Raw genomic sequence first — 25,257 nt, 5'->3', positions numbered from 1 at the left:
AGGGCTCGTGAGTGGTACGGCCGGTTCTAACCGGTCTAAACACTCACGAGTCCTTGCGTAGGCTCCCCGATCGTGCCCACTTTGCTGATCGTGCATCACACGCCTTCGCCGTCCATGCAGGCGATGTTCGAGGCCGTCGTCGCCGGCGCGACCGATCCCGAGATCGAGGGTGTCGACGTGGTGCGCAGGCCCGCGCTCGGCGCGACGGTGTCGGACGTGCTGGCCGCGGACGGGGTCTTGCTCGGCACGCCCGCGAACCTCGGGTACATGAGCGGTGCGGCGAAGGTGTTCTTCGACACCGTCTACTACCCGTGCCTGGACGCGACGCGTGGCAGGCCGTTCGGCTTCTATGTGCACGGAAACAGTGATGTTTCGGGCACTGTGCGCGGGATTGAATCCATTACAACTGGACTGGGTTGGGAAAAGGCGGCGGCGCCCGTGCTCGTCACCGGGGAGCCGTCGAAGGACGATCTCGCGGCTTGCTGGGAATTGGGTGCGGCGCTGGGAGCCGGCCTGATGCCGTGAAGGCCCCTGGAAAATAAGGGGGCCTGTCACCGGAAGCCCTGGGGGTCGACCTCCGGCAACAGGCCGATGGTCAAGGGTTCGTCATGAAGACGATCAACCTCGACACCAAGAGCGTACTACATCCACCCGGCCGCGCACGAGGGGAACACCCCCTGATGTTGCTTTCGTGCACCCCCAGGGTGCGAAAGCGGGGTCGATCAGGGGTTGCTTCCGTCGCGAACGGCCAGGCGCCCACACTGTAAACCACTGCATACGCGATCTGTCAACATATGTGTACGAATGGCTCCGCGTTACACTGCGGCTACTGAGGGAAGGAGGCGGACGTGACCGACGAGCAGACGTTCGCCACGAAACTGAGCGCCCTGATCGACGCGGCGCGCGCGAACGGGGAAGCACCGCACAGCTACCGCGAGATGTCCTCGGCCATCGAGGCAGCGGGCGGCCCGGCGATGTCGTCGGCGTACATCCAGCAGCTGGCGACCGGCAAGCGCATCAACCCGAAGATCCACTACGTCGAGGCGCTGGCGAAGCTGTTCGGCGTTCCGGTCACGTACTTCTTCGACGGGGTGCAGGCCGAGCCGGAGCCGGCGCGCGGTGAGGCGAAGCTGATGGCGATGCGGGCGCAGGAACTTTCACCGGAGGGCAGACGTCAGGTGATGGACCTGCTCGACCTCGTCGAACGGTACGAGCGCGCCGAACGGCACAAGACCGAAGAGCCATGAACGAACGGCAGCTTCGCAAGCGGTGCCGCAAACTGCTCAAACAGCTCGACATCGAGCCGCCGCTCGATGTCGTCCAGCTGTGCGCGCGGCTCGGCGAGCAGCGCGGCAAACCGATCCGGCTGATGCCGTACCCGCTCGAGGTGCCCGGCCCGTTCGGCTGCTGGATCGCCACCGCGAACGCCGACTACATCTTCTACCAGCAGGAAACGACCAAATCGCACCAGGATCACATCATCCTGCACGAGCTGGGACACATCCTCGCCGATCATCATCCCGGTGGTGACGCCAAGCCCGGCGACTTCCTGCCGGGACTGCCACCGGACATCGACTCTGGCGCCATCGGCCGCGCACTGCGCCGGACCTCCTACGATGAGGCCCACGAATGGGAAGCCGAGACCGTCGCCACGATCATCCTCGAGTGGGCCGCGGTCTTGAACTACACGATTCCGCAGCGTGCCCAGGACCATGATCTCCGCCGAATCCAGGGCACACTCGGCGACCATCAAGGGTGGCTGTGAGCCTTTTCAGTCCCATCAACATCGTTGCCATGGTACTGTTCGCCGTCGCGCTCGGCTGGCGGATCTACCAGATCAAACGCACGCCACGCAGCCTGCCCGCGTGGGCCGTGATGATCACGATCGCTTGTTTCCTAGGCTCTTTCCTCACCCAGCAGAAGGTCGTCGACGACTGGATCGACGCCTTCGCGGGCAACGGCATCAGCAGGCTCGTCAGCAACGTCGTGCTGACCGTCGGCCTCTGCGCGCTCTTGATCTTCTTCCTCGGCTCGGCGCTGGGCCCGCAGCGCTACCGCCGCGTCGCCGTCGAGCTGATCCCGCTCGGCGTGACGCTCGTGCTGCTGACGATCTCCCTGTTCGCGATGCCCGCCGAGATCCGCGGCCAGTCGCTGAACAAGGACAACGTCCACATCGCCAGCTTCGCGGTGTTCTACCTCGGCGCCGGGCTGTACATGTTCTACGGCCTGGTCGCGTGTTTCCGCTGGATGCTGCGTTACCAGCGCACGGCCGACCGCAACCTCTCGGTCGGCCTGCGCATCGCGGGCGCCGGGATGGCCTCGCTCGCGCTGGGCGCCGGCGCACGCGCGCTGTACATCATGATCGCGTGGGTGTTCGGCCCGACCGTGCCGATCCTGCTGACGCTGGGCATCATCCTGGTGATCGTCGGCGCGCTGCTCTTCCTGTCCGGCATCACGTATCCGGGCGTGCGCGCGCGGATCGACGCGCTGCGCCGACGGCTCAGTCACCGCAGGCAGTACGAGCACTTGAGTCCTTTGTGGACGGTCTTGGTCGAGGCGTACCCGAACATCGTGCTGAACTCCGGCCCGCGCCCACGCGGCGCGCACCGGCGCTTCTACCGGCGGGTGATCGAGATCCGCGACGGCCTCGTCCAGCTCAGCCCCTACCTCGAAGGCGACCTCAACGCGCTGGCCACGGCCAACCCGGACGGCGCCGCGGCCGAACTCCGCTCCGCACTGGCCCGTCAGGCCTCCGGCGAGGAAACCGACCACCGCGCGCACCTGGTGCTACCCGGCGGCGGCGACATCGAAGCCGACGTCCAGCCCCTGCTCGCCCTTTCCGCAGCGCTGAAGGGGTCGTGAGTGGTATAGCCGGTTAGAACCCAATGCCGGGTAGTTAGGGCTGGGGTGGTGGTGTCAAGGTTGTGATGGGCGCGGCTCCTGGTAGAAGAGAAATCGACCAAGATCCGCTCTTCGCCAGGAGCCGCTGTGCCCGATTCTGCCATGCCCGACACCGTGTCCGCGTTCGCACCTGGGCATCTGGGTGCGTTGACCGATTACGTTCCGCCGCAGGTCATCGATGAGATTCTTGCCCAGACCCGCCGAACCCAGCGGCGGGTGCGGTTGCTGCCCGCCCGTGTGGTGGTGTATTTCGTGCTGGCGCTGACGTTGTTTCCCGGCCGGGGATACGGCGGAGTGTTCGACACGATGACCTCGGGACTGGACATCGCGGTCCGGTCGCCGGGTGCCGCGGCGCTGCGGGCAGCGCGTGCCCGCCTCGGGGTGGCGCCGCTGCGAGCGTTGTGGGACTGGGCCTGCGGCCCGGTCGCCACCCGCGCCGACGCTCGGGCCTGGTACCGGGGCTGGCGGCTGCTCGCCTGGGACGGCACCACTCTGGACGTGCCCGACACCGAGGACAACGCCCGCCTGTTCGGGCTCGCGGGCGGGAAAGCCCCCGTCCGGCTACCGCAAACTTCAGCTGCTGGGCCTGGTGGAATGCGGCACCCGCGCGTTCCTCGGCGCTGTGTTCTCCAGCACCGCGAACGGGGAAACCACCCTCGCCACACGGTTGCTGGACAAACTCACCCCCGGCGTCCTGCTGCTGGGCGACCGCAACTTCTACACATGGCCGCTCTGGCACGCCGCGGCCACGACCGGAGCGGACCTGTTGTGGCGCGCCACATCCAACGCCAACCTGCCTAGCGACCAGACATGCCCCGACGGCTCCTACCTGTCCCGGTTCCCGAACCGCAAGCATTACCGCCACCAGCCGGACCCACGGCCGGTGCGCGTGATCACCGGTCGTGTCATGACAACCGTGTAAGCCACGGATGGACCAGGATCGGGTCGCTGACCGCGACCCAGAAAGGCTCCACCTGTGACCGAGGACACACCTGACCGGGATCCGGGCTCCGCAGCCGGCGAAGCGCTCGCGCGCGTGCTACCGCCAGAAACGCTGGACGCGTTGGTGAAAGACGCGTACGAGAATGGCGGCGCGCTGGGCGCCCAAGAATTGCTAAATCAGATGACCAAGGCGGTGCTCGAAAGGGCGCTGGACGCCGAGATGACCCATCATCTTGGCTATGAGAAAGGAGACCCCGCCGGGAACGGTTCCGGGAATTCCCGGAATGGCAGGTCTCCAAAAACCGTGTCGACTTCGAATGGTCCGGTCGAGCTGGCGGTGCCGCGTGACCGGAACGGTTCGTTCGAGCTACGATCGTGCCGAAACGTGCACGCAGGCTGGGTAATATCGACGAGGCGATCCTGTCGCTGTATTCGCGTGGCATGACCACCCGGGATATCGAATCTCATTTACGTGAAGTATATGGCGTGAACGTGTCGCGAGAATTGATCTCCAATGTGACCGACGTGGTGACCGACGAGATCGCGTTGTGGCAATCTCGGCCTTTGGACGAGATGTACCCGATTCTCTATGTCGACGGCCTGCGACTGCGGGTCAAGGACAAGGGCGTGGTCACCTCCAAGGTCGCCTACCTGGCCATCGGCGTGGACATGGAAGGCCGCAAACACGCCCTCGGGCTCTGGATCGCCGACACCGAAGCGGCGAAGTTCTGGGCCAAGGTCGTCACCGACCTGCGCAACCGTGGCGTGAAAGACATCCTGATCGCCTGCTGCGACGGCCTGACCGGGCTGCCCGACGCGATCCGCGGCGCGTTTCCCGACACCGTAGTCCAAACCTGCGTCGTGCACGTGATCCGCAACGCCATGCGGTTCATTTCCTATGGCGATCGGAAGAAAGTCGCCGCCGCCATGCCATGCGGGACATCTACACCGCGCCGACACTCGAGGCGGCCGAGATCGCACTCACTCAGTTCGATAAAGACTTCGGCATACAATACCCCGCCGCGATCCAGGTCTGGCGACACGCCTGGAACGACTTCACCCCATTCCTCGACTATCCACCCGAACTCCGCAGAATCGTCTACACAACAAACCTGATCGAGAACATCAACTTCCAGCTCCGGAAAATCACCAAGAACCGCGGCCATTTCGACAGCGACACCGCCGCGACAAAACTGCTCTACCTCGGACTCCGCAACATCACCAGCAACCGAGGCGGACCATCAGGAACCGGCACCCGAGGCTGGAAACAAGCACTAAACACGCTCGCCGCACTCTTCCCCGACCGCCTGCCACTCCACTAGAATCAGAGAAGAAATCATCCGTGGCTTACACGGAAATCATGACAGGGCCTGATCACCGCGATGATCACCATCACCACCGCCGACGGCAACACCCGCCACGAGCACTACCAGCTGATCACCACCATCCTCGACCACCACGCCGCACCCGCCGCGGACCTGATCGACCTCTACCTGCGCCGCTGGGACATCGAACGCGCCTTCTACTCCTGGAAAGTGCTGCAAAAAGGCCCCGGACGGGTCCTGCGCTCACGCACCCACACCGGGATCGAGCAAGAGGTCTACGCCTACCTGACCACCTACCAACTGCTACGGCGCTTCGCCCAGGACAGCGCCGACACCGCCGACGTCGACATCAACCGCGTGTCCTTCACCCTCGCGCTGACCACCATCACCGACAGCATCATCAGCCACCGCGGAGCCACCCCCGACCACCGCCACACACACGCTACACACCGAGCAACCCGCAGACTCAACCCACAACACCACAGGTCACGGCAATGCCCCCGAGCACGGAAACGACCCACCTCACCATTCCCATCCAAACGCCCGGGAACACCACCATCACAAAAAGTCACCTACACAACCACCGTCTTGACACCACACCCCACGCCCTAACTACCCGGCATTGGGTTAGAACCGGCCATACCACTCACGACTCCCGCAACCAGGGGCGTACGTAGCCCGCCAGTTCGGGGGACGCGCGGTCGAGCAGCGCGTCCAGCTTGACCCGTTGGGCCGGGCGCGGCTGGAGGTAGGCGAGGCGCTGGCCCTCTGCCGCGGGCCCGCTCGTCGAACTCGGTCCAGGCGCGGCCTGATCTCTCCCCTTGACTGTTCACAATTCACCCCTGCGTCCCACGGTAACCGGTTCGCGCGTTCTACGATGCTGAATATGTTCAAGCGCCGAACCCTGCTCGGGGCGCTCGCGGTCACCGCGGCGCTGGTCACCGGCTGTTCCAGCGACAGCGGCACGACCAAGGAGAAGCTGCCGGAAGCCGGTCCGCTGATCGCGGACGCCGCGCAGGCGATCGGCGCGGTCAAGAGCGCGCACTTCACCTTGAAGGTCAACGGCGACATCGCCGGGCTGACCGTGCAGTCGCTCGACGGCGACCTCACCAAGGAGGGCGGCTCCAAGGGCGGCGCGAAGGGCACCGGGAAGCTTTCGATGCTCGGGCAGCTGACCGAGGTCGAGTTCACGCTCGCCGGTGAGACGCTCTACATCAAGGGCCCGACCGGCTCGTACCAGAAGGTGCCGATCGCGCTGGGCGCGTCGATCTACGACCCGTCGGCCGTGCTCGACCCGAACCGCGGGATCGCGAAGGTGCTGACCAGCGTCCAGAATCCCAAGACCGAGGCCAAAGAGGACGTCAACGGCACGCAGGCGTACAAGGTCACCGGCAAGGTGACCAAGGACGTGCTGGCCCAGCTGCTGCCCGGCGCGCCGGACGACGCGGTGGTCAGCTTCTGGCTCGCCGAGGCCGGTAAGCACCTGCCGGTCAAGGCGACCGCGGTGCTGCCGAGCAACTCCAGCGTGGACGTGACACTGTCCGATGTGGACAAGCCGGTCACCATCACGCCGCCTGCGTGAACCGCCGCCACGTCGCGATCGGCGCGGGCGGCCTCGCCGTCCTGCTCGGCGCGCTCGACACCTATGTGGTCATCGGGATCCTGCGACAGATCATCGACGACCTGAAAGTGCCGGTGAACCGGCTGGAGCAGGTCACCCCGATCGTCACCGGGTACCTGCTCGGCTACGTGGCCGCGATGCCGCTGCTGTCGCAGGCCTCCGACCGGTTCGGCCGGAAACTGCTGCTGCAGCTGTGTCTCGGCGGGTTCCTGGCCGGGTCCGCGGTGACCGCGCTCGCCGGTGACGTGCCGCTGCTGACCGTCGGCAGGCTGGTGCAGGGCACCGCGAGCGGCGCGCTGCTGCCGGTGACCATGGCGCTCGCCGCCGACCTGTGGGCCGAGCATCGGCGCACCACGATCCTCGGCGCGGTCGGTGCCGCGCAGGAACTCGGCAGCGTGCTCGGTCCGCTCTACGGCATCGGGCTGGCCGCCGCGGCCGGGTGGCGTGGCGTGTTCTGGGTGAACGTCCCGCTGGCGCTGCTCGCGATGGCCGCGGTCTGGTTCGCGGTGCCTGCCACGCGGGGCAAGCGGTCCAAAATAGACGTGACCGGCGGCTCGCTGCTGGCCGTGGCGCTGGGCTTGGCCGTCGTCGGCCTCTACAACCCGAACCCGCGTGAGCACGTGCTGCCCGCGTGGGGCTGGCCGACGCTCGCCGGCGCGGCCGTCGCGCTCGTGGCGTTCGTGCTCTGGGAGCGCCGCGCCAAGACCCGTCTGCTCGACATCGGCGACAAGCGGTTCTTCGCGGTGCTCGGCGCGAGTGTCGCCGCGGGCGCCGCGCTGATGGTCACGCTCGTCGACGTCGACCTCTTCGCGCAGACGCTGCTGGGCAAGGACGACCAGGGCAGTGTGCTGCTGTTGCTGCGTTTCCTCATCGCGCTGCCGATCGGCGCCGTCGTGGGCGGCATGCTCGCGGCCAGGTTCGGCGACCGCTGGATCGCCGTGGCGGGCCTGCTCATCGCGGCCGTCGGCTATCTGCTGATCTCGGGCTGGTCGGTCGACGTGCTGACCGCCAGCCATCCGCTCGGGCTCCCCCGGCTCGACACCGACCTGGCGATCGTCGGGTTCGGGCTCGGCCTGGTGATCGCGCCGCTGTCGGCGGCCGCGCTCAAGGTCGTGCCGCCCGACCAGCACGGTGTCGCATCGGCGGGCGTGGTCGTCGCGCGGATGACCGGGATGCTCGTCGGGGTGGCCGCGCTGTCGGCGTGGGGCCTGCACCGGTTCCACAGCCTCACCGAGGGGCTGAACACGCCGATCCCGTTCCTTTTCCCTGACGAACAGGCGTTCCAGCAGGCGCTCACCGCGTACACGAGCGCGGTCAAAGAGGCCCTGCGGACCGAGTACAGCGAGATTTTCGTCATCACGAGTGTCATCTGCGCGGTGGGCGCTTGCGTGTCGGTGCTGGTAGGAAGCCGATACGCTGCGAAGCGTGCCTGACTTCCTGTCTGCCGAGCCCTACAAGGGCACCCGTGACCTGCTCCCCGCCGAAGCCTCGGTCCGCGCGCGGGTGTTCGGGCTGCTGCGCGAGGTCGTCGAGCGGTACGGCTACGCCCGCTACGACGGCCCGTCACTCGAACCGGTGGGGCTTTACGAACGCGAGTCGGACCAGCAGCTGTTCACGCTGACCGACAAGGGCGGTCACCAGCTGGCGCTGCGGCCGGAGCTGACGCCGTCGATGGCACGCGCGGTCGCGGCCGAGGCGAAGTCGTCGCAGTTCCCGGTGCGCTGGTACAGCGACGCGAACTGCTTCCGCTACGAGCGCGTGCAGCGCGGCCGCCTGCGTGAGCACCGGCAGCTCGACGTGGAGATCTTCGGCGCGGCCGGTGTCGCACGCGAGATCGAGGTCTTCGAGCTGATCCACGATCTGCTGGCCGCACTGGGCGCGACGAAGGACCTGTTCACCGTCCGCGTCAACGACCGGAACCTGCTGGCTTCGGCGCTCACGGACGTCGTCGGCATCTCGCTGCCGCATCTGCCGCTCGTGCTCGCGCTGATCGACCGCTGGGAAGCAACGGAGCAAGAGAAACTCGCGCAGGCTGCGGAAGAGATCGGCCTCGCGGACAAGCAGTTCGAGAAGCTCACCGAGACGCTGACGGCCGGGCCCGCGTTGCTCGACGAGCTGCCGGACGAGGTCAAGGCGGCGTCCACTGTGGTCAAGGTGCTCGGCACCGGGCTCGTCCGCTACGACCCGCTGATCGTGCGCGGCCTGCCGTACTACACCTCGACCGTGTTCGAGGTCTTCGACACCTCGCCGGAGAACCGCCGCGCGCTGCTCGGCGGCGGCGCGTTCGACACGCTCGCGAACCTGTTCACCGAGCAGCCGATCCCCGGCATCGGGTTCGCGCTCGGCGACGTCACGCTCATGGATTTCCTGCGCACCCATGACCTGCTGCCGCAGCCGCGCGCTGAGGTCGACGTCGTCGTCGTGCCGGTCAGCGAAGAGCTCTCGGACGCTGCGCGCACTGTCGCGCGGCAGCTGCGTCAAGCCGGACTACGCACGTCGACGCCGCTGGAACCTCGCAAGCTCGGTAAGGAGCTGACAAGGGCTGAGAAGGCGGGCGCGCGTGCGGTCGTCATCGTCGGCCAGGAGGACTGGGCCGCCGGCACGGTCACCGTCCGCTCGGTGCTCACCCACGAGCAGCGTCAGGTCGCCGTCGACGCCGTGGCGGGCGCCGTCAAACCCCTGGTGATCGGATCGCCGACCGAAGCCTGAGCGTGAAGGTCGCGCCGTCACCGGGAACACCCCGCGCCGAGATGGTGCCGCCGTGCCCGGCGACGACCTCGCGGACCAGCGCGAGGCCGAGGCCGAAGCGTCTGCCGTCGCCGTGCTCGCCGCGCGCGAACCGCTCGAACAGCCGCTCCGCGTCGGACTGCTCGAAGCCGACGCCGGTGTCACGCACGCTGATTTCGACGTGCTTGCCGTCGGCCTCGCCGAGCCGGACCACGATCAGCCCGCCCGGCGGGGTGTGGCCGATCGCGTTGTCCAGCAACGCGGTCAGCACGCGCCGCAGCGCCGTCTGCACACCGCGGACCAGATACGGCCGCTCGTCGCGCTGCAGCTCGATCCGGAGGCCGCGTTCGTGCGCGCGAGACGCCTCCCCCGCGACGGCTTCTTCGGCGAGCAGGCCCATTTCGACGGGCTCCAGCCGAGGCCGCGAAGCCTGCAGCTGAGCGGAAAGCAGGAGGTCTTCGACGACTTCGCCGAGTTCACGCGTGCCTTTGACGAGCTGATCCATTTCCGTGCCGGGGTCGCGCCTGGCCAGCAGCTGGGCGCGAGTGTGCAGCCTGGTCAGCGGCGCGCGCAGCTCGTGGCTGGCGTCCGCGACGAACGTGCGCTGCCTGCGCAGCGCCTCGCCGAGCGGGCGGATCGCGCGGCCAGCGAAGAAATGCCCGACCAGCGCGGAGATCACCACGACCAGCACTTCGATCAAGATCAGCGCGGTGAGCAGGTGCTCCCGGTCGGCGATCTGATAATGCTCGTCGAAGAAGGCCTGCACCACCCGGCCGTCCCTGACCTCCGTGCGGACGGTGTAGACGGTGCCGTTCATGGAAACCCGTTCGTCCACGGGATTCCTGGTGGCCTCGACCGCGCGCCACGTCTCGGTGCGCGGCATCCCGGCGGGCGGCGGGCTCACCGGCGCCCGGCCCTCCTCGGTGAACAGCCACACGCAACCGGGCGGGGTCGTGCCGATGCCGCGTTCGATCGACCAGTCGAGCGTGTGCCGCGCGGTGGTGTGCTGGCCGTCGAGCAGCACGGCCCACGCCAGCGCGCCGAGCCCGGCGACCAGCAGCGAGATCACCGCCCAGATCTGCGCGGTCAGCACCCGCCGCGTCCGGCCGAGCATCCGCGACTCGGGATCACGGCTCACAGCGCGCCGATCTGGTAGCCGAGGCCGTGCACGGTACGCACCACGCCGCGGCCGAGCTTGCGGCGCAGGTAGTAGACGTAAGTGTCCACAACGGACTCACCGGTGGTGTCGGCGAACACCCTGGTGCGCAACGCGTCCCGCGCGTGGATGGTGGTCGGGCGCTGCGCGAGTGTGCGCAGCAGCTCGAACTCCCTGCCGGACAGCGGAACCCGCTTGCCCCTCGGCAGCACGACCTCGCGCCGCCGCAGATCGAGTTCGGCGGTGCCCAGCGGCAGGCATTCGGCGCCGTCGAGATGCCTGCGGCACAGCGCCCGTATCCGCGCGAGCAGCTCGTCCATCTCGAACGGCTTCACGAGATAGTCGTCGGCGCCCGCTTCGAGCCCGGCGATGCGGTCGCGGACCTCGCCCAGCGCGCTGAGCACGAGGATGCGGGTGGTGACGGCCTTGCGCCGCAGGCTCGACACCAGGCCGAGCCCGTCCGTGCCGGGCAGCCTCCTGTCGATGACCATGACGTTGTATCGGCCGGTGAGGCCGAGATGCAGGCCACGCTGCCCGTCGTGGGCGAGATCGATGCTGAACCCCTCGCCTGCGAACATGCCCGCGAGGATCGTGGCCAGCTCACGATCGTCTTCGACCAGCAGTAAGCGCGCGAGCCCGGACGGGTCTGCCACTTCATGCACGCGTTCATCCTGACAGCGTCGGTCCGAAATTAACCCCCTCCTTAGGCGGAAAGGTTCAGACCAGTCAGGTTCTTGGGCGATTCGGCCTAACGCGCCGTCCCACTCACCGAACCAGGTCGTGAGTGATACGGCCGGTTATCGGACGGAAGCCGGCGTGGCTGTGGTGGAAATGCGTCGTTGAACGCCTCAAAACCCACAGTCAACCCGCTTGTCCAATGACTGAGGGTTGTCCGGGACGAGGTGAGTGCTGTTTGCGGCGTTGAACGACGCAAACAGCACTCACCCGGATATGAGGCCCAGGTATGAGGGGAGCCTTCATCCAGGTTCGAGTGAGGGCCTCCCTCACCCGAACCGAGCGAGTCAGGGCCTCCCTCACCCGTATATACGGACCAACAAGGCCCTCACCCCACGAAACCGAGCGAACTAGTCCCTCACCAAGCTGGACCACGCCCTAACGCGGGCGAGGCAGCCGAGAAGGGGTCGTGAGTGTTTTCGCCGGTTAGAACCGGCCGTACCACTCACGACCTCATTCAGCCGTTGATCGTCTTCATGCCCGCTTCGGGGTAGCGTTCGCCGGCCACGGCGTCGGCGGGGACCGCCGCTTCGATGGCGGCGACGTCGTCGGCGCTGAGCACGATGTCCGTGGCCGCGACGTTCTCCTCCAGGTATTTCCGCCGCTTGGTGCCCGGAATCGGCACCACGTCGGAGCCTTGCGCCATGACCCAGGCGAGCGCGAGCTGACCGGCGGTGACGCCGCGTTCGGCCGCCAGCGCGCGCAACGCCTCGACGATGGCGAGGTTCTTCTCGAAGTTCCCGTCGGCCAGCCGCGGCTGGGTGGTCAGCCGGAAGTCGCCGTCGGCGAAGTCGGACTGCGACCGATAGCGCCCGGTCAGGAACCCGCGCCCCAGCGGCGAATAGGGCACGATCCCGATGCCCAGCTCACGGCAGGTCGGCACGACCTCGGCCTCGATGTCGCGTGACCACAACGACCACTCCGTCTGGACGGCCGTGATCGGGTGCACCGCGTGCGCGCGCCTGATCGTCTCGGCCGAAGCCTCGGACAGCCCGAGGTGGCGCACCTTTCCCTGCTCCACCAAGGAAGCCATCGCGCCGACGGTCTCCTCGATCGGCGTCGAGGGGTCCACCCGGTGCTGGTAGTACAGGTCGATGTGGTCGACGCCGAGCCGCTTCAACGACGCCTCGGCCGCCGAGCGCACGTACAGCTCGTCACCGCGGACGCCACGGACCGACGGGTCGGCCGGATCGCGCCTGATGCCGAACTTGGTCGCCAGCACGACCTGGTCGCGCCGGTCGGCGATGGCGCGGCCGACGAGTTCCTCGTTCGCGCCGACGCCGTACATGTCGGCGGTGTCGAGCAGCCGGACGCCGAGTTCCAGCGCGCGGTGGATGGTGGCGACCGACTCGGTCTCGTCGGCGTCGCCGTAGAACTCACTCATGCCCATGCAGCCGAGGCCCTGTGCCCCGGCGTCCAATGACCCCAGCAAGACGTTCCCTACTTTCCGGCGGCGCGGGCGATCGACTCGGGGTAGCGCTCCCCGGCGACCGCGGACAATGGCGCCGCGTCTTCGATGGCCTTGAGATCCGCGTCCGAGAGTTCGATCCCGGCCGCGGCGACGTTCTCGTCGAGGTACTTACGGCGCTTGGTGCCCGGAATCGGCACGACGTCGTCACCCTGGCTGGAAACCCAGGCCAGCGCGAGCTGCCCGGCCGTGACGCCCCGCTCGGCGGCGAGCGCGCGCAGCGCCTCGACGATCGCCATGTTGCGCTCGAAGTTCCCCTCGGCGAAGCGCGGCAGGTTCCGGCGCATGTCGTCGGCAGGCAGGTCGGCGACCGAGGTGACGTTCCCGGTCAGGAAGCCGCGGCCCAGCGGCGAGAACGGGACGATCCCGATGCCCAGTTCCCGGCAGACGCCCAGCACCTCGTCCTCGATGCCGCGGGTCCACAGCGACCATTCGCTCTGCAGCGCCGTCACCGAGAACACCGCGTGCGCACGCCGGATCGACTCGGCCGAGGCCTCCGAGATCCCGGCGTACCGGATCTTGCCCTCGGCGGCCAGCTCGGCCAGCGCGCCCCAGGTCTCCTCGATGTTCTCGGGATCGACCCGGTGCTGGTAGTAGAGGTCGATGTGGTCGACGCCGAGGCGCCGCAGCGAGTCCTCACAGCACTGCTTCACGTACGCGGCGCCGCCGCGCGCCTTCATCCCGCCGTCGGTCCAGGTGATCCCGAACTTCGTCGCCAGCACCACCTGGTCACGCCGGTCCGCGATGGCCCGCCCGACCAGTTCCTCGTTGACCCCGTCGGCGTACACGTTCGCCGTGTCCAGCAGCGTGACGCCCAGTTCCAGCGCGCGGTGGATGGTCGCGACCGACTCGTCATCGTTGTCACGGACCCCGTACGCCTGGCTCATCCCCATGCAGCCGAGCCCCTGCGCGCTGACTTCGAGCGCCCCCAGCTTCTTCTTGATCACGCTGACAGTCCCTCCACCACAGGCTCGATGGCCAGCACGTCGCGGTGCTTGCGCTCGATCTGGTCGTAGTTGTCGATCTTGTAGTTGAGAATCTCCATGCACGACTGGAGCTCGGCGATCCGCGAGGCGACCGCCTGCCGCTGTTCGACCAGCAGCGCCTTGCGGCGGCCGGCGCTGGCGGTGCCGCGGTGCCGGAGTGAGGCGTACTCACGCATGCTCTTGATCGGCATGCCGGTGGTGCGCAGCTTTGTCAGGAACTCGAGCCAGGTGAGGTCGGCGTCGGAGTACGCACGCCTGCCCGCCGTGTCCCGCGCGGGCGGTTCCAGCAGCTTGATGCGCTCGTAGTACCTCAGGGTGTCGATCGACAACCCGCTACGGCGAGCGGCTTCCGCAATCGAGTAGCTCATGCACCGACGGTACGACCTGGAGTGCGCTCCAGGTCAAATACGAATGTCCGCTTCCGTAACAGCGTCCGCGATAGACTCCCGCCATGCCTCGCCCCAAGACCCACGACGAAGCCTTGCGAGTCAAGCTGCTCGACCGCGCTGGCGTGCTTCTTTCCACCGAGGGCCCCAAGGCGCTGAGCCTGCGGAAACTCGCCGCCGACGTCGACACGTCGACCACCGCGGTGTACTCGCTGTTCGGCAGCAAACCCGATCTGGTCAGCGCTCTCTACATCGAGGGATTCCGGCGTTTCGGACGGCGCCTGGCCGCCGTCCCCCGCACGGGTGACCCGATCGAGGATCTGGTCCAGCTCGGTTTGGCCTACCGCGCCAGCGCGCTCGCGGACCCGCATCTATACCCGATCATGTTCACGAAGTCGGTACCCGGCTTCGAGCCGAACGAGGAAGCCGTCCGCCTCGCGGCCGAAGCGGCCAACGCGCTCGCGGTGATCGTCCAGATCGGCGTCGACGCCGGCGTGTTCATCGACGTGCCGCCGACGTCGATCGCGGTCGGCTGCTGGGGCATCGTGCACGGCCTGGTCACGCTGGAGCTCAACGGCAACCTGCCGCCGGACTTCGAGCCCGAGAGCGGCTACGCGGCCGCGCTGCGCGCCAACGCCCGAGGCTGGCTCAAGCCCGAGGTCTTCGGAGCCTGAAATGAGTCGTGAGTGGTATTGCCGGTTCTAACCGGCGGTACCACTCACGACCTCTCACCGCCTCAGACCGCGCCGTACTGCCTGTCACCGGCGTCACCGAGACCCGGCACGATGAAGCCGGAGTCGTTGAGCCGCTCGTCGATGCTGGCCGTGACCACGCGCACGGGCAGGCCGGTCTTCTCCAGGTGAGCGATGCCCTCCGGCGCGGCGAGCGCGCAGATCGCGGTCACGTCGGTGGCGCCGCGGCCGGTGAGCAGGCGGATCGTGTACTCCATCGAGCCGCCGGTGGCGAGCATCGGGTCGAGCACCAGCACCGGCCGGTCGGCGAGCGACTCGGGCAGCGACTCCAGGTACGGGACCGGCTGCAACGTCTCCTCGTCGCGGGCGAGGCCGACGAAGCCCATCTGCGCGTCCGGGATCAGCTTGTGCGCCTGGTCGGCCATGCCGAGCCCGGCGCGGAGCACCGGCACCAGCAGCGGCGGGCTGGCCAGCCGGTAGCCGTCGGTCCGCGCGACCGGCGTGTGGATCCGCTCGGTGCGCACCGGCGCGTCGCGGGTGGCCTCGTACACGAGCATCATCGACAGCTCGTGCAGCGCGGCGCGGAACGCGGCACTGTCCGTGCGGGCGTCACGCATGGTGGAGAGCCTGGCCTTCGCCAGCGGGTGGTCAACGACGAGCACGTCCATGGAAAAGCACAGTAGTTGAGCACCGATGCCTCTACACTCCCCGGCGTGACCGAGACCCCGCCGTCCGACCAGATGCGTGCTTCCGACGCCGACCGTGAGCGCGTCGCGCAGGTGCTGCACGGCGCGCTGGCCGAGGGCCGCATCACGATCAACGAGCTCGAAGAGCGCCTCAGCACCGTCTACGCGGCGAAGACGCTGGGCGAGCTCAAGCCGGTCACGGCCGATCTGCCGGTCAGCTCCGGGGTGATCGAACCCGCGACCACGCGCGCGCTCGGGTTCCCGGACAACCGCATCGGCGGGCATCCCGGCTCGGCCGTGTCGATCGGTGTGATGTCCGGCGCGGTGCGCAAGGGCAGCTGGGTGCTTCCGCCCAACCACAACAGTTTCGCGTTCTGGGGCGGCGCCGAGATCGACCTGCGCAACGCCCGGTTCGCCGAGAAGCAGTCGACCATTTCGGCCATCGCGATCATGGGCGGCATCGAGATCACCGTGCCGGACGACATCAACGTCGACGTGACCGGGATCGGTTTCATGGGCGCGTTCCACCTCGAGGACAAGGCGGGCACGCCGCCCGCGCCGCCGACCGCGCCGACGGTGAAGATCACCGGCCTGGCGTTCTGGGGCGGGGTCGTGGTGACGCGCAAACGGCGTAAGCCCGACGTCAAAGAACTCGACAGCTAGGGCGTGTCTCGAAATTCTGACCGCGGTCTCCGCGCCCAGGCGGCCCCTGGCGGCACTGCGGCTTCGCCCGAGTACATCCAGTACGAGGCGCGAAGCCGCAGCACCGCCAGGAACCACCTGGATCACGAAGCCCATCGACCAGAATTTCGAGACACGCCCTAGCCGGTTTTCGGTAACGTCGGTCCCAGTCAGCTCTAGGGGGAATCGACGATGCAGCGGACGATCCTGTCCATCGCTTGTGCCGCAACACTTCTCGTCAGCGCGGTGCCCGCTTCGGCGGCGCCGGACGCGCGCCAGGTGGCCATGGACGCCGCCGTCGCGGCCGGTGTGCCCGGCATGGTCGCGGTCGCCGACGGCTTCCGCGGGGTCAGCGGGGTCGCCGCCGTCGACCGGCCCGGCAAGCCGAACGCGTCGGGCCGGTGGCGGGTCGCGAGCGTGTCGAAGGTGTTCACCGCGACGCTCGTGCTGCAGCTCGCCGACGCCAAGAAGATCGGGCTGGACCAGCCGATCCAGCAGTATCTGCCCGGCTTGCTGCCGTATCAGGAGCCCATCACCGTCCGCCAGCTGCTGAACCACACCAGCGGTGTCCCGCGTGACCTGACGCCCGAGCAGGGCTGGGGGTCGCTGCCCGAAATCGACACCGAGCGCTTCGAGCACTTCAGTCCCGAGCAGCAGATCAAGCTGAGCACGCAACAGCCGCTGCTGTTCAAGCCCGGCACGAGCTGGTCGTACTCGAACACCGGCTTCAACATCCTCGGCGTGCTGGTCGAGAAGATCACCCACCGGCCGCTCGCCCAGGTACTGGCCCAGCGCATCACCGGTCCGCTGCACCTGCGCGAAACCTCGCTTCCGCTCGACTTCCCGTTCCTGCCGGACCCGGCGGCCCGCGGCTACGAGCAGCTCTACCCGGCGCCGCGCGGCCTGACCGACGTCACGACGTACAACTACACGCGCTACTTCGGCGCGGGCGACGTCGTCTCCAGCGGCGCCGATCTCAACCGGTTCTTCGGCGCGCTGCTCGGCGGAAAGCTCTTCAGCGCGGAGATGCTGAAGGAAATGAAGACCACCGTGCCCGTCAGCGGCGAGCTCTCGTACGGCCTCGGCCTGATGAAGTACGACCTGCCCGCCGAGCTGTGCGGCAAAGCGGTCGCCATCTACGGCCACGGCGGCGACCTGCCCGGCTTCAACACGCTCAGCTTCCACGACGGCGCGGGCAAGCAGATCTCGACGCTCGCGACGATCGACGTCACCGCCTCGCCGGACATGGCGCTCAAGCGGCAGCTGCCGATGATCCACGAGTTCTGCCCGAACCCGCAGATCCCGCCTGCGGCGAAGCGCGCGGCCCAGCCGTTGCTGCCCACCCTCTGACCCTGCGTGACAGGAGCCGCCGGTTCTGTCACACCCTAGACTCGGGTGCATGACAGCTACGACGGCAACGTCCGCCACGTCGGCCACCCCGACGCCGCTGGCGGACGCGACTCGCGACGAGGCGAGCCTGCGCCGGTTCCTGCACGGGCTGCCCGGCGTCGACCAGGTCGGCGTCGAACAGCGCGCGGCGGGGCTCGGCACGCGCAGTATCAAGAAGGCCGCGAAGCTCTGGGCGATCGACACCGCCATCTCGATGGTCGACCTGACCACCCTCGAGGGCGCCGACACCCACGGCAAGGTCCGCGCGCTCACCGCGAAGGCGAAACGGCCCGACCCCGAGCGCCCCGACACGCCGAAGGTCGCGGCCGTCTGCGTGTACCCCGACCTGGTGGCGACCGCCGTCGAGACGCTGGCAGGCACCGGGATCAACGTCGCCAGCGTGGCGACCGGGTTCCCGGCCGGGCGCACCAGCCGGGAGATCAAGCTCGCCGACGTCAAGATCGCCGTCGACGCGGGCGCCGACGAGGTCGACATGGTGATCGACCGCGGCGCGTTCCTCGAAGGCCGCTACGGGCAGGTCTTCGAGGAGATCCAGGCCATCAAGGCCGCGTGCGGCGACGCGCACCTCAAGGTCATCCTCGAAACCGGTGAGCTCGCGACGTACGACAACGTGCGCCGCGCGTCGTGGCTGGCGCTGCTGGCCGGCGGCGACTTCATCAAGACCTCGACCGGCAAGGTCTCCCCCGCGGCGACGCTGCCGGTCACGCACGTGATGCTGCAGGCCGTCCGCGACTGGCGCGACACCACCGGTGACCTGCGCGGCGTGAAGCCCGCGGGCGGCATCCGCACCACGAAGGACGCCATCAAATACCTGGTCGCGGTGCACGAGGTCGCCGGCGAGGAATGGCTTTCGCCGCACCTCTTCCGCTTCGGCGCCTCCAGCCTTCTCAACGACCTCCTGCTGCAGCGCCGCACTCAGGCCGACGGCCACTACAGCGGTCCCGACTATGTGACGGTGGACTGATGGGTATCTTCGAGTACGCGCCCGCGCCCGAATCGCGCGACATCGCGAACCTCAAGCCGAACTACCGGCCCTTCTTGGGCGGCGAGTTCGTCGACGGCAACGGTGAGCCGCTCAAGACGATCAACCCGGCGACCGAAGAGGTGCTGGCCGAGGTCGGCACCGCGTCGGTGTCCGATGTGGACGTCGCGGTCAAGGCGGCGCGCAAGGCGTACAACAACGTCTGGTCGAAGATGCCGGGCAGCGAGCGCGCGAAGTACCTCTTCCGCATCGCGCGGCTGATCCAGGAGCGCTCGCGCGAGCTGGCCGTGCTGGAGAGCCTCGACAACGGCAAGCCGATCAAGGAATCGCGTGACTCGGACGTCCCGACGGCCGCCGCGCACTTCTTCTACCACGCGGGCTGGGCGGACAAGCTCGACTACGCGGGCCTCGGCCCCAACCCGCGGCCCCTGGGTGTCGCCGGCCAGATCATCCCGTGGAACTTCCCGCTGCTGATGCTGGCGTGGAAGATCGCGCCCGCGCTGGCCACCGGCAACACGGTCGTGCTCAAGCCAGCCGAGACGACGCCGCTGACCGCGCTCGTGTTCGCCGAGATCTGCCAGCAGGCGGAACTTCCGCCCGGCGTGGTGAACATCCTGCCCGGCGCGGGTGACATTGGGCAGTCCATTGTGGAGCACGGTGATGTCGACAAGATCGCCTTCACCGGCTCGACGGACGTCGGCAAGCTGATCCAGCGTCAGGTCGCGGGCACGGCGAAGAAGCTCACGCTGGAGCTCGGCGGCAAGGCGGCGAACGTGGTGTTCGACGACGCGCCGCTCGACCAGGCCGTCGAGGGCATCGTCAACGGCATCTTCTTCAACCAGGGCCACGTCTGCTGCGCCGGCTCGCGGCTGCTGGTCCAGGAATCCGTCGCCGAAGAGGTGATGGAGAAGCTCAAGTACCGCGTGTCCACGCTGCGCCTCGGCGACCCGCTGGACAAGAACACCGACATCGGCGCCATCAACTCGGCCGAGCAGCTCAGCAAGATCAAGGGCCTCGTCGAGTCCGGCGACACCGAGGGCGCGCACCGCTGGACCAGCCCGTGCCCGGTGCCGGAACGCGGATTCTTCTTCGCTCCCACCGTGTTCTCGGACGTGCAGCAGTCGATGCGCATCGCACGCGAGGAGATCTTCGGCCCGGTGCTGTCGGTGCTGACCTTCCGCACGCCGGACGAGGCCGTCACCAAGGCGAACAACACGCCGTACGGGCTGTCCGCCGGCATCTGGACCGAGAAGGGCTCGCGCATCCTGTGGATGGCGAACCAGCTGCGTGCCGGGGTCGTCTGGGCCAACACGTTCAACCGCTTCGACCCCGCCGCGCCGTTCGGCGGGTACCAGGAATCGGGATTCGGCCGCGAGGGCGGGCGCACCGGGCTGGAGGCCTACCTCAATGTCTGACCGCATTTCCGTCGCGAAGACGTACAAGCTCTACATCGGCGGCAAGTTCCCGCGCTCGGAGTCCGGCCGGGTGTATCCGGTCAACGACACCAAGGGCAAGTTCCTGGCCAACGCGGCGCACGCGTCCCGAAAGGACGTTCGCGACGCGGTTGTGGCCGCACGCAAGGCTTTCGGCGGCTGGTCGGCCGCGACCGCGTACAACCGCGGGCAGGTGCTGTACCGGGTGGCCGAGATGCTCGAAGGCCGTCGCGAGCAGTTCGTGTCCGAGGTGGCCGCGTCCGAGGGCGTCGCCGCGAAGAAGGCACAGTCCCTTGTGGACACCGCGATCGACCGCTGGGTCTGGTACGCGGGCTGGACGGACAAGATCGCGACCGTGCTCGGCGCGGCGAACCCGGTCGCCGGCCCGTACTTCTCTTTCACCGTACCGGAACCGACCGGCGTGGTCGGCGTGCTCGCGCCGCAGCAGTCGTCACTGCTCGGCCTGGTCAGCGTGCTCGCGCCGGTGCTCGCCACCGGTTCGACGGCCGTCGTCGTGTCCAGCGCCGACCGCCCGCTGCCCGCGATCACGCTGTCCGAGGTGCTCGCGACGTCCGACCTGCCCGGCGGCGTGGCGAACATCCTCACCGGCCGCGCCTCGGAACTCGGCTCCTGGCTCGCCTCGCACGGCGACGTCAACGCGCTCGACCCGACCGGCGCCGAGCCCTCGGCCCGCGCCGGCCTCGCCCGCGAGGCCGCCAACACGGTCAAGCGGGTCCTGACGGTGCCCGACGCCGAACCCGACTGGACGGACACGCCCGACATCTCCCGGCTGCGCCGCTACCTCGAGGCCAAGACGGTCTGGCACCCACTGGGCGTCTAGCCAACCCGGGATAAAGCGGGCTTTACTCCGCGAAGTAAAGCCCGCTTTATCCCCGGGAGTAAAGCGGGCTTTATCCCGGGTCGTCACACTTACGAGTGGTCATCGCGCGGTGACGCAACGTATTGCCCACCTGATGCCGATCATCCCTTCATGGACCTCAAACGCACGATCCCGGCACTCACGGTCATGATGTTGATCTTCAGCGCCGCGCCGGCGCTGGCCGACAACCCGGCCGGTGTCGCACACCTCGGCTCGGCCGACTTCACCAAGGGCGGCACGAACATCAAGGTGCCCGTGCAGGGCAAATGCGATGTCGACGGCCCCACGACCAAGACCGCCGCGGCGGTCAGCAAGACCGGGGTCACCTTCGGCGGCGGCAGCTCGTCGTGCACCACCACGGTGACCGACCCGAACACCGACACCACGACCACGGCTTCCAAGGCCGAAGGCAAGAACTTCGACCTGTCCGCGCTGGTCAGCGAGAAGGGCCCGCGCGTCAAGATCGGGTCGTACAAGGTCACCTGCGACGCGACGCAGACCAAGACGAACGCGGGCTGGAGCTATGGTGGCCTGTCCGGCATCGCCGCGCTGCCGAACCCGGTTCCGATCAATCACACCGTGCCGCTCAAGAAGTCCGACGGCACCGTGCTGGCCAACGCGGTGTTCAACATCCAGAACGTGCCCGGCGACGGCAGCATCGGACTCACCATGCTGCGCATCGACTTCCTGCCTGCGTCGAAGATCACCGGCTCGGTCACGGTCGGGCACGCCGCCTGTTCGCCGACCCCGTAGCTAGGGCAGCAGGTCCTCACTGGTCAGCACCCGGCCCGGCAGTGCGCTGCCGGGCTGGGCGCGCAGCCCGTCCAGCATCAGCCCCATCACCCGCTCGGCCGCCGAATCGATGTTGTCGAGCTTGTTCGGCAGCTGCCGCAGCAGCAGCGTGAACACCAGCGCCACATCGCCCGCGCCGACGTCCGGCCGTAGCGCGCCCTCGGCCTGCGCGTTCTTGACGACCGTCTCCAGCTCACCCAGCAACGCCCGCCGGAACTCGCCGGTCAGCGGGTCGCAAGCGATTGCGGCCTCTGCCTGCGGCGAGAGCATCGCGAGCTGCACGGACAGCCTCAGCTCCTGCGAGAACCGCAGAAACCGCACCAGCGCGTCCCACGCCGTCGGCTCCTCCGCGAGCGCGGCGCGCGCCTCGGTGAGCACGCGCGCGAAGTTGTCGCGCGCGACCTCCCTGATCAACGTCTCCCGGTCGGGAAACCGCCGATAGAGCGTTCCGACCCCGACCGCCGCCGCCCGCGCGATGTCCTCCATCGGGGCGTCAGGGCCCTGCTCGACGAAGATCGTCTTGGCCGCGGCGATGATCTGGTCACGGTTACGGCGCGCGTCCGCCCGCAAGGGCACCCCGGATTCGGCCTTCATGTCTCTTGCCTTTCGCGTGGAACCGGCGGCCGATTCTCGCACGAGCGGCCGTGTACCGAGTACAGGTTGGAAGTTGACGGCATCAGGTGGATTTAGGTGGACGGAAACCCTCCACTTCGGTACGTTGGGCTGAGTAAGCGGAAACAAACCTTCCACATAGGCTCTTTGTCCGGATGGGATGGAAATGACCGACGTGGCCGGCTCGCCGACACTCGCCTGGCCGATGGAGCGGGTTTGCCCGTTCGGTCCGCCCGCCGAGTATCGCCGGTTACGTGCCGAGAAGCCCGTCACGAAGGTCCTGCTGGCGTCCGGAATGACGATCTGGGCGGTGTCCAGGCTCGAGGACATCCGGCAGCTGCTGACCGATCCGCGGTTCAGCTCGGACCGGCACGCGCCGGGGTTCCCGCGGATCATCAAGGACCAGAAGATCATGCCTGGCTTCCGGTCCTCGCTCGTCGAGATGGACGCGCCGGAGCACGGCGAGAAGCGCCGCGAGGTGCTCAGCGAGTTCACCATCCGGCGGGTCAAGGCCATGGCGCCGCGCATCCAGGAGATCGTCGACGAGCGGATCGACGCGATACTCGACGGCCCCAAGCCCGCCGATCTCGTCAAGTCGCTCGCGCTTCCGGTGCCCTCACTGGTGATCTGCGAACTGCTCGGCGTGCCGTACGGCGATCACGAGTTCTTCGAGTCGCGCACGTACGCGATGCTCAGCCGCGACAAGGTGCTCGCCGAGCGGCAGGCCGCTTTCGGCGATCTGCTGACGTTCCTCGACGATCTGGTCACCGCCAAGGAAGCCGACCCCGGCGACGATCTGCTGGGCAGGCTGATCCTCAAGCAGCGCGCCGGCGGTGGCGTCCGGCACCGGGACCTCAAGGAACTCGCGTTCCTGTTGCTGGTCGCCGGGCACGAAACGACGGCGAACATGACCTCGCTCGGCGTTTTGACGCTGCTGGAACATCCCGATCAGCTGAAGAAAATGGTCGAAGACCCGAGCAGAACACTCAACGCCATCGAAGAATTGCTGCGTTTTCTGACGATCGCGGAGGCCGCCGGACTGCGGGTCGCCACCGACGACGTCGAAATCGGCGGGCAATTGATCCGAGCGGGTGAAGGTGTCATCGCTTTGACGATTTCCGGGAACCGCGACGCCGAGGCGTTCGTTGATCCGGATGAGTTCGAAATCGAACGCAGCGCGCGGCATCACGTCGCGTTCGGCTTCGGTATTCACCAATGCCTCGGCGCGAACCTGGCCAGGCTGGAGCTCCAGATCATCTTCGACACGCTGTTCCGGCGCATTCCGGGACTACGGCTCGCGGTACCCGCCGCCGAACTTCCGTACAAGACGGAGACAACTATTTACGGCCTGCACGAACTGCCGGTCACATGGTGAATTAGTGGGGAGATAGTAATGACAGGGGTAATGGAGACCGCGGATTTGTCGTTCCCGCTCGCCAGGGAATGCCCGTTCTCGCCACCGAAGGAATACAAAGAGATCCGCGAGGCGGAACCGATTTCGAAGGTCGGCCTGCCGGACGGCACCTGGGCGTGGGCGATCACCCGTCACGAGGACGTCCGCGCCGCGCTTTCGGACCCTCGGTTCAGCGCGGACCGCACCAACCCGAACTTCCCGATGCTGGTGCAGGGCCAGCGTCAGAACCAGAACCCGGACTTCGAAAAGACGATCCTGTCGATGGACGCGCCGGAGCACGGCCCGGCCAGGCGCGCGGTGCTCGGTGAGTTCACCGTGCGGCGCATGGAAGCCCTGCGCCCGCGCATCCAGGAGATCGTCGACGAGCGCGTCGACGCCATGCTGGCCGCGGACGGCGAGATCGATCTGGTGGCGGAACTTTCACTGCCCGTGCCGTCGCTGGTGATCTGCGAGCTGCTCGGCGTGCCGTACTCGGACCACGACTTCTTCCAGGTCCGCACGGCCGCGATGCTCAGCCGCACCCGCACGCCGGAAGCGCGGCGCGAGGCGTTCGACGGCGTGGTCGGTTACCTCGACAAGCTGGTCACGACCAAGGAAGCCGCGCCGTCCGATGGCGACCTGCTCGGCAGGCAGATCATCAAGCTGCGCGAGGAGGGCACGTATCACCACGGCAAGCTGGTGAGCCTCGCGTTCCTGCTGCTGGTCGCCGGGCACGAGACCACGGCGAACATGATCTCGCTGTCCACGCTCGCGCTGCTGCGCAACCCCGAGCAGCTCGCGATCATCAAGGCCGACCCCGGCAAGACACTGGTCGCGATCGAGGAACTGTTGCGCTACTTCACGATCGTCGACGCGGCGACGGCGCGCGTCGCGGTCGCGGACGTCGAGATCGGCGGCGTGACGATCAAGAAGGACGAGGGCATCCTCGCGCTCGGCTACTCGGCCAACCGTGACCCGTCCGCGTTCGAGAATCCCGACGAGCTCGACATCGACCGCGGCGCGCGGCACCATGTGGCGTTCGGGTTCGGGGCGCACCAGTGCCTCGGCCAGAACCTCGCGCGGATGGAGCTGCAGATCGTCATCGACACGCTCTTCAAGCGGATCCCGGAGCTGAAGATCGCGGTCCCCGAGACGGAGCTGCCGTTCAAGGACGACGCGTTCATCTTCGGGCTGTACGCACTGCCGGTCACCTGTGAGTAGGAGAGTTCCATGAAGATCATCGCCGACACGGGGCGCTGCGTCGGGGCCGGTCAGTGTGTGCTGACCGACCCGGAGGTGTTCGACCAGACGGAGGACGACGGCACGGTCATCGTCCTCGTCTCGGAGCCCATGGGCGCAGCGGCCGACCACGCCCGCGACGCCGTCCACATCTGCCCCAGCCAGGCCCTCTCACTGGTCGAGTGACTCGTGAGCGTTGCGGGCGGTTCT

General features: G+C 67.8%; 26 protein-coding genes and 2 pseudogenes. 21 read left to right on the top strand and 7 right to left on the bottom strand.

Annotated elements, in window-relative coordinates; genetic code table 11:
- Nucleotides 1–72: 72 nt before the first annotated feature.
- The 11 genes and pseudogenes from AB5J62_RS03570 to hisS all read left to right on the top strand — a co-directional run bounded on the left by AB5J62_RS03570 (nt 73) and on the right by hisS (nt 9,498).
- Entirely contained in the window at nt 73–525 is a 453-nt protein-coding gene (locus tag AB5J62_RS03570) for a flavodoxin family protein (RefSeq protein WP_370946645.1), read from the top strand.
- 323 nt (nt 526–848) lie between these two features.
- Nucleotides 849–1,247, top strand: coding sequence for a helix-turn-helix domain-containing protein (locus AB5J62_RS03565; RefSeq protein WP_091293984.1), 399 nt, complete (start codon nt 849–851; stop codon nt 1,245–1,247).
- A complete protein-coding gene (locus AB5J62_RS03560; RefSeq protein WP_370946643.1) occupies nt 1,244–1,765 on the top strand; it encodes a hypothetical protein in 522 nt (173 codons plus the stop codon). The genes AB5J62_RS03565 and AB5J62_RS03560 overlap by 4 nt, the downstream gene beginning before the upstream one ends.
- Before the next feature lie 29 nt (nt 1,766–1,794).
- Complete coding sequence (locus AB5J62_RS03555) at nt 1,795–2,862, top strand: MAB_1171c family putative transporter (RefSeq protein WP_370946641.1); 1,068 nt, start codon at nt 1,795–1,797, stop codon at nt 2,860–2,862.
- 141 nt (nt 2,863–3,003) lie between these two features.
- A pseudogene (locus AB5J62_RS03550) lies at nt 3,004–3,294 on the top strand (transposase domain-containing protein); the annotation flags it as partial.
- A 196-nt stretch (nt 3,295–3,490) separates the two neighbouring features.
- Entirely contained in the window at nt 3,491–3,823 is a 333-nt protein-coding gene (locus tag AB5J62_RS03545; RefSeq protein ID WP_370950502.1) for a hypothetical protein, read from the top strand.
- Nucleotides 3,824–3,937: 114 nt separating this feature from the next.
- Nucleotides 3,938–5,165, top strand: a pseudogene (locus AB5J62_RS03540) (IS256 family transposase).
- Nucleotides 5,166–5,225: 60 nt separating this feature from the next.
- Entirely contained in the window at nt 5,226–5,780 is a 555-nt protein-coding gene (locus tag AB5J62_RS03535) for a hypothetical protein (RefSeq protein ID WP_370946640.1), read from the top strand.
- A gap of 274 nt (nt 5,781–6,054) precedes the next feature.
- On the top strand, nt 6,055–6,750 hold the full coding sequence (locus tag AB5J62_RS03530) for an LppX_LprAFG lipoprotein (RefSeq protein WP_370946639.1): 696 nt from the start codon (nt 6,055–6,057) through the stop codon (nt 6,748–6,750).
- Complete coding sequence (locus AB5J62_RS03525) at nt 6,747–8,222, top strand: MFS transporter (protein ID WP_370946638.1); 1,476 nt, start codon at nt 6,747–6,749, stop codon at nt 8,220–8,222. Before AB5J62_RS03530 ends, AB5J62_RS03525 begins: the two co-directional genes overlap by 4 nt.
- Complete coding sequence (gene hisS / locus AB5J62_RS03520) at nt 8,215–9,498, top strand: histidine--tRNA ligase (RefSeq protein WP_370946636.1); 1,284 nt, start codon at nt 8,215–8,217, stop codon at nt 9,496–9,498. The genes AB5J62_RS03525 and hisS overlap by 8 nt, the downstream gene beginning before the upstream one ends.
- Here hisS and AB5J62_RS03515 read toward each other — a convergent pair.
- From AB5J62_RS03515 to AB5J62_RS03495, 5 genes are all read right to left on the bottom strand, one after another.
- Complete coding sequence (locus AB5J62_RS03515) at nt 9,461–10,654, bottom strand: sensor histidine kinase (protein ID WP_370946635.1); 1,194 nt, start codon at nt 10,652–10,654, stop codon at nt 9,461–9,463. The two genes, hisS and AB5J62_RS03515, sit on opposite strands and share 38 nt — an antisense overlap.
- Nucleotides 10,651–11,334: a response regulator transcription factor gene (locus AB5J62_RS03510; RefSeq protein WP_370946634.1), complete on the bottom strand. Its 684-nt coding sequence runs from the start codon at nt 11,332–11,334 to the stop codon at nt 10,651–10,653. Before AB5J62_RS03510 ends, AB5J62_RS03515 begins: the two co-directional genes overlap by 4 nt.
- Nucleotides 11,335–11,864: 530 nt before the next feature.
- Entirely contained in the window at nt 11,865–12,797 is a 933-nt protein-coding gene (locus AB5J62_RS03505) for an aldo/keto reductase (protein ID WP_370950166.1), read from the bottom strand.
- Nucleotides 12,798–12,847: 50 nt separating this feature from the next.
- Entirely contained in the window at nt 12,848–13,768 is a 921-nt protein-coding gene (locus tag AB5J62_RS03500; protein WP_370950165.1) for an aldo/keto reductase, read from the bottom strand.
- A 50-nt stretch (nt 13,769–13,818) separates the two neighbouring features.
- Nucleotides 13,819–14,229: a MerR family transcriptional regulator gene (locus tag AB5J62_RS03495; protein ID WP_370946633.1), complete on the bottom strand. Its 411-nt coding sequence runs from the start codon at nt 14,227–14,229 to the stop codon at nt 13,819–13,821.
- 83 nt (nt 14,230–14,312) lie between these two features.
- On the opposite strand from AB5J62_RS03495, the gene AB5J62_RS03490 reads away from it, so the two are divergent.
- Complete coding sequence (locus AB5J62_RS03490; RefSeq protein ID WP_370946632.1) at nt 14,313–14,921, top strand: TetR/AcrR family transcriptional regulator; 609 nt, start codon at nt 14,313–14,315, stop codon at nt 14,919–14,921.
- A 62-nt stretch (nt 14,922–14,983) separates the two neighbouring features.
- On the opposite strand, the gene upp is transcribed toward AB5J62_RS03490, so the two are convergent.
- Nucleotides 14,984–15,607, bottom strand: coding sequence for a uracil phosphoribosyltransferase (gene upp / locus AB5J62_RS03485; protein WP_370946631.1), 624 nt, complete (start codon nt 15,605–15,607; stop codon nt 14,984–14,986).
- 72 nt (nt 15,608–15,679) lie between these two features.
- On the opposite strand from upp, the gene AB5J62_RS03480 reads away from it, so the two are divergent.
- The 6 genes from AB5J62_RS03480 to AB5J62_RS03455 all read left to right on the top strand — a co-directional run bounded on the left by AB5J62_RS03480 (nt 15,680) and on the right by AB5J62_RS03455 (nt 21,764).
- A complete protein-coding gene (locus AB5J62_RS03480; RefSeq protein ID WP_370950164.1) occupies nt 15,680–16,288 on the top strand; it encodes a DUF1707 domain-containing protein in 609 nt (202 codons plus the stop codon).
- Nucleotides 16,289–16,498: 210 nt separating this feature from the next.
- Nucleotides 16,499–17,656 carry a serine hydrolase domain-containing protein gene (locus tag AB5J62_RS03475; protein WP_370946630.1) on the top strand — a complete coding sequence of 386 codons (1,158 nt, stop codon included), beginning with the start codon at nt 16,499–16,501 and terminating at the stop codon, nt 17,654–17,656.
- A 49-nt stretch (nt 17,657–17,705) separates the two neighbouring features.
- Complete coding sequence (deoC, locus tag AB5J62_RS03470) at nt 17,706–18,680, top strand: deoxyribose-phosphate aldolase (RefSeq protein ID WP_370946629.1); 975 nt, start codon at nt 17,706–17,708, stop codon at nt 18,678–18,680.
- Complete coding sequence (locus AB5J62_RS03465) at nt 18,680–20,113, top strand: aldehyde dehydrogenase family protein (protein WP_370946628.1); 1,434 nt, start codon at nt 18,680–18,682, stop codon at nt 20,111–20,113. The genes deoC and AB5J62_RS03465 overlap by 1 nt, the downstream gene beginning before the upstream one ends.
- Nucleotides 20,106–20,972, top strand: coding sequence for an aldehyde dehydrogenase family protein (locus AB5J62_RS03460; RefSeq protein WP_370946627.1), 867 nt, complete (start codon nt 20,106–20,108; stop codon nt 20,970–20,972). The genes AB5J62_RS03465 and AB5J62_RS03460 overlap by 8 nt, the downstream gene beginning before the upstream one ends.
- 150 nt (nt 20,973–21,122) lie before the next feature.
- Complete coding sequence (locus AB5J62_RS03455; RefSeq protein WP_370946626.1) at nt 21,123–21,764, top strand: hypothetical protein; 642 nt, start codon at nt 21,123–21,125, stop codon at nt 21,762–21,764.
- Here AB5J62_RS03455 and AB5J62_RS03450 read toward each other — a convergent pair whose 3' ends face one another.
- Nucleotides 21,765–22,397, bottom strand: a complete 633-nt coding sequence (locus tag AB5J62_RS03450; RefSeq protein ID WP_370946625.1) for a TetR/AcrR family transcriptional regulator — start codon at nt 22,395–22,397, stop codon at nt 21,765–21,767. It abuts the gene before it with no gap.
- A gap of 184 nt (nt 22,398–22,581) precedes the next feature.
- Here AB5J62_RS03450 and AB5J62_RS03445 point away from each other — a divergent pair, with 184 nt between their 5' ends.
- Genes AB5J62_RS03445 through AB5J62_RS03435 form a run of 3 tightly spaced genes read left to right on the top strand, consistent with a single transcriptional unit; the run spans nt 22,582 to nt 25,233 of the window.
- The gene (locus AB5J62_RS03445; protein ID WP_370946624.1) at nt 22,582–23,790 is read left to right on the top strand and encodes a cytochrome P450; all 1,209 of its coding nucleotides are present in this window, start codon (nt 22,582–22,584) and stop codon (nt 23,788–23,790) included.
- Nucleotides 23,791–23,808: 18 nt separating this feature from the next.
- A complete protein-coding gene (locus tag AB5J62_RS03440) occupies nt 23,809–25,029 on the top strand; it encodes a cytochrome P450 (RefSeq protein ID WP_370946623.1) in 1,221 nt (406 codons plus the stop codon).
- Nucleotides 25,030–25,038: 9 nt separating this feature from the next.
- Nucleotides 25,039–25,233 (top strand): ferredoxin, encoded by a 195-nt coding sequence (locus tag AB5J62_RS03435; protein WP_370946622.1) that lies wholly within the window; start codon nt 25,039–25,041, stop codon nt 25,231–25,233.
- The last annotated feature ends 24 nt before the right edge of the window (nt 25,234–25,257 follow it).

The sequence above is a fragment of the Amycolatopsis sp. cg5 genome (assembly GCF_041346955.1).
In the GTDB taxonomy this organism is placed as follows: Bacteria; Actinomycetota; Actinomycetes; order Mycobacteriales; family Pseudonocardiaceae; genus Amycolatopsis.
This window is presented reverse-complemented; position numbering and strand designations above follow the sequence as displayed.